The organism is bacterium (assembly GCA_023230585.1).
GTDB lineage: Bacteria > Ratteibacteria > UBA8468 > B48-G9 > JAFGKM01 > JALNXB01.
The window spans coordinates 1-9322 of sequence record JALNXB010000067.1 but is presented as its reverse complement, the minus strand read 5'-3'; the positions used below and the strand labels follow the sequence as shown (position 1 = coordinate 9322).

Here is a 9322-nt window from a genome sequence, read left to right as displayed (position 1 = left end):
GCCTGTTAAACCCTTCGGAGATGCTTGCTATGCAGAAGGGTGAGTTCTCAGAGTGCCCGATTGTTAAGTAGAAGGTGTATGCGCCGTAGTACCAGAGTGAGTAGACACCACATACTTTTTTGTTAACACTCCCATACTTTCTATATGTGGGGTGTGAGGGAAAAAATCTGCACAGTAGATTTTTAAAAGTTTGTATCCTTCTTCTTCCATCTTTTTTATATCTCGGGCAAATGTAGCAGGGTTGCAAGAAACATATATTATAGAGGGTATATTTAAGGAAAGTATATTTTTTAAAGCTTTGTTGGTTATGCCTGCTCTGGGTGGGTCAAGTATTAGTGTATCATACTCTTTAAGAGACGCTTTTTTGAATATATCTTCTACCGATACTGACTGGAAATTACAATTAGTTATATTGTTTATTCTGGCGTTCTCAAAAGCGTTATCAATGTTTGCGGGCTCTATATCTATACCGTCAATGTTTTTCACTATATCAGAAATAAAAATCTCTATTGCGCCTGAACCACAATAAAGCCCTAAAACGTTTTTTGAGTTAAGTTCTTTTATGTTTTCCTTTATTTTTTCATAAAGGATTTCCGCTGTTTTAGTGTTGGGCTGAAAAAAAGTTGAAGGGTAAACCTTATACTTTAGGTTACCTACCTTTTCTTGAATCCAACTGTCCCCAAGAAGATGGTTCTTTTTTTGAAAAGCAACTACATCTGAAACCCTGTCATTTTCTACCCACCATAAACTTTTTAGTGCTATATTTGATTTAGAAAGAGAATCTGCCAAAGGGATTATGTTAAAGGAAGAGTCGCTTCTGGTTACAAGTATTAACATTACCTCATCAGTATTTTTTCCTTCTCTCATAACAAGATGTCTGAAAAACCCTTCATTGACGTAGGAGTCGTAAGCAGTTTTCCCTGTATCTTTAGCAAATTTCTTAATTAAAGGAAAAAGAGTTTCTACTTTGTTACTAAATATAGGGCATTTTTCAAGTGAGATTATATTGTTTCTACTACGCCTTTTATTAAACGGGCTACTTCTTTCTCTTAACCCGATTGCAATTTCACCTTTATCCATCCCAAAAGCAAATTCCATCTTATTTCTGTAAAAAAACTTGTCTGCTGAAGGTATTATAGGAAACTTTTCTACTTTATTTATATCTACTCCACCCAACTTTTGTAGGGTAGTCAATATATACTTTTCTTTCAACTGAATCTGTTTGTCATAAAGAATATCCTGGAAAGCGCAACCTCCACAAACTCCAAAATAAGGGCAGGTCGGTACAACTTTAAAAGGAGAATCTTCGACTATTTTAGTTGTCTCGCCGTAAGAGAAGTTTTTTGATTCTTTAACTATTCTTACCTTAATCTTATCTCCAAATATAGCGTCGGGAACAAAAACAATCTTCTCGTTAACCTTGCCAACAGCCCATTTGTTAGGGAATGCTATATCAAAAATCTCTGTATCATATTCCGGGAGATAAAATCTGTTTAATAATTTCTTTATTTTTTTAACAGGCAGCCCAACAACGTTTTCGTAATCGCCTTCTATTTTTTCAACAAAAGCATCACCCACTTCTTGTATAGCGTAACTCCCAGCTTTATCCATATAATCGTTTTTATCAAGGTATTTTTTTATATCTTCTTCTTTCAATGATTTGAATTTTATATAGGTTAACTCGTAACCTGTAATAAGTTTATCTTCATTATGTTTATAGATAGCAATCCCGGTTATAACTTTATGAGTTGAACCTGATAACATCTTTAACATCCCTTTAGCATCATTATAATCTTTAGGTTTGCCTAAAATGTTGTTTTCTAAAGAAACAACTGTATCTGCTGCTACGATAGTATCGTTAGGGTGTTGTTCGCCAACTTTTTTTGATTTCAACACAGCCGCCTGTATTGCAAAAAAAACAGGGTCTTTCTCTATTATCTGTTCTTCATTTATTTCTGGATGAACAATATCAAAATCAGGCACCACTTTTGCAAACAATTTTTTTCGCCTTGGTGAAGAAGAAGCAAGAATAATTTTCATTATACAGATTTTCCTTTATGATTTTTAAAAACTATTATTTCTTTCTGTTTAAGTTGCTCTATCAGAGCCAGTAACCCGTCTTTTGAAACCTTAAATTGAGCCATATATTTGTCAGAAAGCGGGTTAGACGGCGTTGTTTTTAAAGAAAGAAAATTGATAAATTCCCCGTCTTTCTGTTGTAACCGAAAATCGAGATGTGGTCCAGTAGCCATCCCTGTAGCACCGACATTCCCTATTACTTGACCTTTTTTAACACGGCTTCCTTTTGAAACCCCTTTAGATATTTTGGATAGGTGACCATACCACGAAACATAACCATTTGGGTGTTTTATCCTAACAGTTATACCAAGCCCGTCTCTCCGACGTCCTGCGTCAACAACTACTCCGTCACCTATAGTAGAAACAGGGGTGCCGTGTGGAGCAGCGTAATCAATACCTAAGTGTGGGCGATATCTTTTAAGGATAGGGTGAAACCTTTTATGTGTAAAATATGAAGATATTCTTCTATAACTGAGAGGCGCCTTTAAAAATAGAGATTCTACGCTTCTACCGTTTTCATCGTAATACCCGCTCTTTTTATCAGGCGTTTCAAAAAAGAAAGCTTGAAAAGTTTCGTTACCTCTTGTGTAAGAAGCCGCTGATATTTGAACATCTTTAAGAGGGGTTCCATCTGTATCAAAATGTGTGTCCCATAAAACTTTAAACTCGTCCCCTTTTTGGCAGTCAGTAAAAAAATCAATTTTAGAAGCAAATATCTCTGCAAATTGAATAATAATTTCTGAATTAACACCCAATGAAGACATATCATAATAGAGCGAATTGCTTATCTCTCCCTTAACACCTCTTGCCAACATGTCTGTTTCTATCTGATTTGCGGAAGCATTATAAACATTGTTTTCTCTGTCAGCTTCTACTACATAAAAATCTATTGGACCATCGTAATATTCAAATTTTACAAATTTATCTTCTTCATCAAAATAGATTTTCCACCTATTACCAACACCACATCTTCTTACATTAAAAATCTTTGTTAAAGAATTTGTAATAAGATGGGATTCATCAGCACTTATACCCTGGTTCAAAAAAATGTTTCCAAGCAAATCGCCCTCAGAAATAGACCCTTCAACAATATTGTAACAAGATTCATTATTAAGTTTTTTCTTATTTACAACGTTACTAACAACAATAAATAGTGGAATTAAAATCAGTAGTATTATAATGTTGGCAAACATTGATTTTTTTATATTTTTACTCAAAAAGACCTCCCGGTAGTTATTGCGCGAAAAAACTATCCCTTTTCGGCAAGAAGAACTGAGACAAGGCAGGCACAGGCAACCCCGCTACCTATATCACCTATTCTCTCAAAAGTTTTAGCTTTCAAGCCTATTCTGCTCTCTGAAATGTTCATTACTGTAGAGAGCTTTTCTCTGATATATCCAAAAAAAGGTAGCAACTTTGGTTTCTCACATATAAGAACAACATCTAAGTTTTCTATTTGAAAACTTTCAGACTCCATTATCGATAATGCTTTTTCCAAAATGAGCATACTATCAAGCCCTTTCAAGCTTTGATCGGTATCAGGAAAATAGTATCCGATATCAGGTTTTCCCATTGCTCCCAATATAGCGTCAGAAAGAGAGTGGAGGAGAACATCGCCATCGCTATGACCTAACAACCCTTTTTCAAAAGGGATGCTTACTCCGCCAAGTATGAACTTTCTGCCTTCTGCAAATCTATGGATATCAAAACCTGTACCGATTCTCATAAGAAAGTATTATAATATATGTAGCAATTAAAGGCAAAAAATGTTAGAATTTCTACAATAAAGACATTTTCAGGGATAATTAAAATGGAAAAAGAGAGCGTGGTGCACAGAATACTTGAATATTTCGGGATAAAAACCCCCACCAATATCTCAGTGGGAGGTGGAACTGGTTCCCCAAAGTATCTTTTCACATATTCAGGGAAAAGGTATCTGTTGAAGAAAAGACGCAAAGAATTCACACCCGTTCAGGTTCTTCTTTTTGACCTTTCTGTAATAAGGTATCTTTCAAAAAACGGGCTGCCTGTCGTTGTTCCTTCATATTCTATGGAAGCGGAATACGAACTATCTGAATATATTGAAAACCTAAATACATTTTCTCAAGGAAATAGGGAACAGATGGAGCATGCTGCTGAAACACTCGGGAAAATGCACAGGATATTGAAAGATTTTGTTCCAGAAGGAAAGAAAAACTGGAAACGGGAATTTATGTCGTCTGAGATAAAAACTGAGTTGTTAAAAACTATAAATAAGCATCCTAAAATTTTTTATAAGCAAGAAACCGTTAGCAAGTGTATTGAACTACTTGATACCCTTATTGAAAGTTTTTCCGTAAAAAACCTCACTCATTCAATAACACATGGAGATTACACAAGCGCAAACATAAAATTCAAAAACAATATTGTGGGAGGCATATTCGATTTTGATTGGGCATCTTACCAGAACACTCTGTATGATATATCAAGAGGGTTGGTATATTTCTGCTTTGAAAGACGACAAGAACTTGACGGAAATAATATATGGTCTCTTGTACAACCGTGCAAAATTGATATCAAAAAAATCAAACAATTCATAAGTTCATACAAAAAGGAGTTTATTTTTACACAAGCAGACGCTGAAGCCCTGCCTTCTGCCATTAAAGAATTCTTTATCGGTTCAAGAGTAAGAGCAATGAGGAAGGTAGAAGGAACTGACAAGGTTAGAATGCTGGATAAGAAACTTCTTGATATGGTTGAAGCCGTTGAACAAGAGAAAGTCGCTATCATTGAGGCCTGCAAATAATCGTATATTTGTTTTTTCTTTTTAATTGCCGCTACGTTATTGTATAATGTAGTAACAAAATCATTCATTACAGTAAACAGAACAATGAAACAGAACGAAATTGAATTCTTTTTCTATAAAAGCAGAGGGCCTGGAGGGCAACGAAAAAATAAGAAAGAAACATCTGTTAAGGTCGTACATATTCCTACCGGATTAACTGCAAGAGCAACAGAATATACTTCTCAAGCGAGAAATAGAGAAAAAGCGCTTAAACGGCTTATTGAAAAAATTAGAATATCTAAGCAGGTCAAAAAGAAGAGGATTTCAACAAGAAAACCTAAATATGTTAGAGAGAAAGAATTAAGAAATAAAAGATTAACTTCAGAAAAGAAAAAATTGAGAAAAAAAGTTGATGTAAAGGATGTTGAATAAGTGAATGGAGGTTCGAATATGCAAAAAATAAAAATATCCCCGTCTATGTTGTCTTCGGATTTTAGTATTCTTGGGGAAGAGGTTAAAAGAATTTCTGGTGCTGGTGCGGATATGATACATTTTGATGTTATGGACGGACATTTTGTTCCTAACATAACCTTTGGACCTATGGTTATTGAATCTGTCAGAAAATATTCTACACTACCTTTTGATACTCATCTTATGATTAGTGAGCCACAAAAGTACTGGAAAAACTTTGCAGACGCTGGTTCTGATATAATTGGTATACATATAGAAGTAGACCTGAACCATAAATCAATAATTAAAGATATACAGCAATATGGTAAAAAAGCTTGTATCGTTGTTAATCCACCAACCCCTGTAGAATCAATCTATCCATTGCTCAACATAGTTGACCAGATACTTATAATGAGCGTAAACCCTGGGTTTGGAGGTCAAAAGTTTATGGGAGAGGTGGTGCCTAAAATATCTAAACTTGCAGAAATGAAAAGAGAAAACAATTACCGATATGAGATACAGATAGACGGCGGAATTAATGAAGAAACTGCCAAAATTGTAAAAGAAGCAGGTGTTGAGATACTTGTTGCTGGTTCATACATATTTAAACAACCTGATTATAGTAAACCTATTGAGAGTTTGAGATGAAAAAAATAAGTTTGAAAGAACTAAAAAAGATTGTTAACACAACCTCTGTTCCTGATAAAAACGTAGAGGTATCGGTTAAAACTATAATTGATAGTGTTAGGCAAGATGGAGATAAAGCACTCTTATCTTTGACGAAAAAATTTGATGGTATAGACCTGCAATCTATAAAAATTCCTATATCGGAAATTAATGAAGCTGAAAAAAATCTTGATGTTCAGTTAAAAAAATCTATTAAGGTTGTTATAAAAAGAGTAGAGAAATACCATAAAAATCAATTACCTTCAGACTTTAAGATTAAAGAAAAAGGGTTAACTTTAGAATACAAATTTTCTCCTATAGAGAAGGTTGGAGTGTATGTTCCAGCAGGTCAATCACCGTTGTTATCTACTCTTATTATGACTTGTGTTCCGGCGATTGTAGCAGGAGTAAAAAAGATATACGTTGCAAGCCCGCCTACCAGTAACAAAAAAATCCACCCATCTATATTGGGTACGCTCGGGCTGTTAGGGCTTAAAGATATTTTTGCAATGGGAGGAGCTCAAGCGATAGCTGCTTTTGCCTACGGTACAGAAACAATGCCTCAAGTTGATTTAATAACTGGTCCGGGCAATAAATATGTTGATACGGCAAAAAAACTCCTTTATGGGACAGTAGGGATAGATCTACCTGCAGGTCCAAGCGAAGTTGCAATATTTGCAGATTCTTCCGCTGATATAGATTTTGTAAAAAAAGACCTACTTGCCCAAGGTGAGCATACAGATAGTAAAGTTTTTTTAATTACAACCTCTGAACAGCTCGGTAAGAAAATATCTGCCAACGTAAAGACAGGTTTTTGGATATATGTGAAAACAAAAAAAGAGGCACTTAATATTATAAATTTGATAAGCCCTGAACATCTTCAAGTTATGTGTAAAAACCCTGAAGAAATATCTACAAAAGCTATAGCTGGGACTATACTTTTAGGGAATCATTCCCCTGCAGCTCTCGGAGATTATTTTGCTGGACCAAGCCATGTTTTGCCTACAGGTAGAACTGCAAGGTTTGCTTCTGGTCTTTCTGTTTACACTTTTTTAAGAAAATATGCTGTAATAAAGGCAGAACAAAGTTTTTATGATGATAATCAAGAGTCAATGAAAACTCTTGCTGATACTGAAGGGTTGGTTTACCACTCTGAATCTTTATCTGCAAGGAGTAATAGGAAAAAGAATGAATAATAATAAAGGTTTTGGGTATGATTTATTAGAAAAAACTCAGGTAATCAGAGATATTGAATATAAGAAGGTAGACCAGACCACCCTTTTGATGAACATCTATTCTTTTGGTCCTTCAAAAGAACCGCGCCCTCCTATAATATATATACACGGAGGAGCCTGGGAGAATGGTACAAGAAAGAGTTCTACTTCTATCTTCTTTCTTCTTGAACAAGGATATTCCATTGTAAGCATAGATTACCGTCTTACAAATATTGCCCCTTTCCCGGCACAACTGGAAGACTGTAAAGCTGCTGTCCGTTTTATTAGAGCCAACAGAGAAAGATTCAATCTAAAGACTGAAAAGATAGGGGTTTGCGGACATTCAGCCGGAGGGCATCTTGCTTCTCTTCTGGGCACAACAGAAGATGAAAAAAAGTTTGATACAGAAGAAAATCTTAATTTTTTGAGCTCAGTACAAGCAGTATGCAATTTCTATGGCTCCGGCTCTATATCCGGGCTAATAGATACTATCCGCTCAAGGGGCGCTTTGCACATATTACCGGCTGTTGAAAAACTGATAGGAGGAACACTGGAAGAGAAAGCAGAGGTTGCCAGACAAGCAAGCCCTGTAAACTATGTAAGCAAGAAATCCTCTCCAACTCTGTTGATTCACGGAGATAAAGACGCAGTGGTGGATGTATCTCTTAGCAGAACTTTACATCAGGAACTCCTCAAAGCAGAAGTTGCCTCCTATTTACATATAATAGAGAACGCAGGACATGGTGGGGAAGAGTTCCTTTTCCCTGAAATACCCAATATGATAACCTCTTTCTTTGACAGGTATATCAAATCCTAAACTTGTTTCAGGTTCTCTAATGTAATCCGCGCTGGTAGCAAGAAAAACGAGATTCCGGATCAAGTCCGGAATGACATACTTAGTAAGTCTGATTTTTCATCATTACGTCTTTCGTTTTCTCTCAGGTTGCTAACAGCCCCTTCACCTACGCTACAATGCAAGCTTCGACGGACAAGCCTCATCCCATTAAACTCTCTGCAAACTCTTGGGGACTTACTACCCCAAACATCCTCAAGGGTAGAGGGCAAAGAAGGTGCATTCCTTTTCCGCCTTCGGCGAGATTGCCACGCTTAGAGGCGCTCGCAAAGACGGAATGGGGGTAACGTATAAAAACAAAAGCGTAAAGCAAAAGCCTTCCTCACAAAAACTATCTGGATAAATCCCTCGGAGGTACTCGAGACAAGCCCCCTTGGGGAGAGGGCAATCGTCCAGCATTTGATTATCTACTTCTTTTGTTTTTCCTCTTGAATTTTAAGAGATTCAAGTAATATAGGTGTAAAAGCACCTCTTGATATAAAAGGCCTTTTTTTCCAATCGTTTACTTTGCTCATAACCACTCCATACTCTGGTATCACAAGACAGAACTGCCCACCATGACCACTCATTGCCCATACCTTAACATCTCTACCTCTATCTGTCCACCAACCAAAACCGTAACCTAACTTTGATAAACTCTTTTCTGTCTGAGTTTTTCGGTAAGGCATTATTTTGACAGGTATATCTGTTAGACTTTCTTTTACATAGGACTCATCAAGTATCTGTTCATCTTTCCATCTACCATTATTTAAGTAAAGATGTCCCACTCTGGCAAGTCCCTCCGCTGTCCATTGAGAGTATCCCAACCCATGGTTAAGAGTTACTTCTGTACCATCTGCAACTCTTATTTGACCGTCTACACCCCATTTCATATCAGTTTTTAGATACGGAAGAACCTTCTCTTTGATAACTTCCTCTAAACTCTTGCCGTAAAGGTAAGTTAGAGCTTTCGCAAGGGCTACAGGTTGGTCGTTATGGTAGCGATGTTCTCTGCCTGGTTCCATATTACCTGGGTTAAAATATTCAAGTCCCCAATTTCTTACAGTTGCCATTCCGGATGTCATTGTAACAAGGTGCCTAAAAGTGATTTTATCAGTGTAAGGACCTGTTTCAAAGTCAGGCCAATATTCTTTAACTTTAGCGTCAACATTGGGAAGCAAGCCATCTTGGATTGCCAACCCGAGCATCATACTTGTAATTGATTTGGTGCAAGACTGTACTCCTTCCCTTACGTTTGTGTAAGCAGGGCCAGCATAATTCCATTCAGCGATAAGGTAGCCGTTACGAATTAAAACT

At 36.5% G+C, this 9322-nt stretch carries 9 protein-coding genes; 5 read left to right on the top strand and 4 right to left on the bottom strand.

What is annotated here, in order from left to right; genetic code table 11:
* Window positions 1–63 precede the first annotated feature (63 nt).
* The 3 genes from rlmD to ispF are packed head-to-tail and all read right to left on the bottom strand — an operon-like array spanning window position 64 to window position 3805.
* Window positions 64–2040 (bottom strand): 23S rRNA (uracil(1939)-C(5))-methyltransferase RlmD, encoded by a 1977-nt coding sequence (gene rlmD, locus M0P98_08455; protein MCK9266880.1) that lies wholly within the window; start codon window positions 2038–2040, stop codon window positions 64–66.
* Window positions 2040–3296 carry a M23 family metallopeptidase gene (locus M0P98_08450; protein MCK9266879.1) on the bottom strand — a complete coding sequence of 419 codons (1257 nt, stop codon included), beginning with the start codon at window positions 3294–3296 and terminating at the stop codon, window positions 2040–2042. Before M0P98_08450 ends, rlmD begins: the two co-directional genes overlap by 1 nt.
* A 32-nt stretch (window positions 3297–3328) precedes the next feature.
* The gene (gene ispF / locus M0P98_08445) at window positions 3329–3805 is read right to left on the bottom strand and encodes a 2-C-methyl-D-erythritol 2,4-cyclodiphosphate synthase (GenBank protein MCK9266878.1); all 477 of its coding nucleotides are present in this window, start codon (window positions 3803–3805) and stop codon (window positions 3329–3331) included.
* A gap of 84 nt (window positions 3806–3889) precedes the next feature.
* Between ispF and M0P98_08440 the strand changes: the two genes are divergently transcribed.
* The 5 genes from M0P98_08440 to M0P98_08420 all read left to right on the top strand — a co-directional run bounded on the left by M0P98_08440 (window position 3890) and on the right by M0P98_08420 (window position 7990).
* Window positions 3890–4864: a phosphotransferase gene (locus M0P98_08440; GenBank protein ID MCK9266877.1), complete on the top strand. Its 975-nt coding sequence runs from the start codon at window positions 3890–3892 to the stop codon at window positions 4862–4864.
* A gap of 84 nt (window positions 4865–4948) precedes the next feature.
* On the top strand, window positions 4949–5275 hold the full coding sequence (locus tag M0P98_08435) for a peptide chain release factor-like protein (GenBank protein ID MCK9266876.1): 327 nt from the start codon (window positions 4949–4951) through the stop codon (window positions 5273–5275).
* Window positions 5276–5293: 18 nt separating this feature from the next.
* Entirely contained in the window at window positions 5294–5941 is a 648-nt protein-coding gene (rpe, locus tag M0P98_08430; protein MCK9266875.1) for a ribulose-phosphate 3-epimerase, read from the top strand.
* Window positions 5938–7155 (top strand): histidinol dehydrogenase, encoded by a 1218-nt coding sequence (hisD, locus tag M0P98_08425; protein MCK9266874.1) that lies wholly within the window; start codon window positions 5938–5940, stop codon window positions 7153–7155. The genes rpe and hisD overlap by 4 nt, the downstream gene beginning before the upstream one ends.
* On the top strand, window positions 7148–7990 hold the full coding sequence (locus M0P98_08420) for an alpha/beta hydrolase (GenBank protein ID MCK9266873.1): 843 nt from the start codon (window positions 7148–7150) through the stop codon (window positions 7988–7990). Before hisD ends, M0P98_08420 begins: the two co-directional genes overlap by 8 nt.
* Before the next feature lie 443 nt (window positions 7991–8433).
* Here M0P98_08420 and M0P98_08415 read toward each other — a convergent pair.
* Window positions 8434–9322, bottom strand: an 889-nt coding sequence (locus M0P98_08415; protein MCK9266872.1) for a beta-lactamase family protein, incomplete at its 5' end; no start/stop codon positions are given.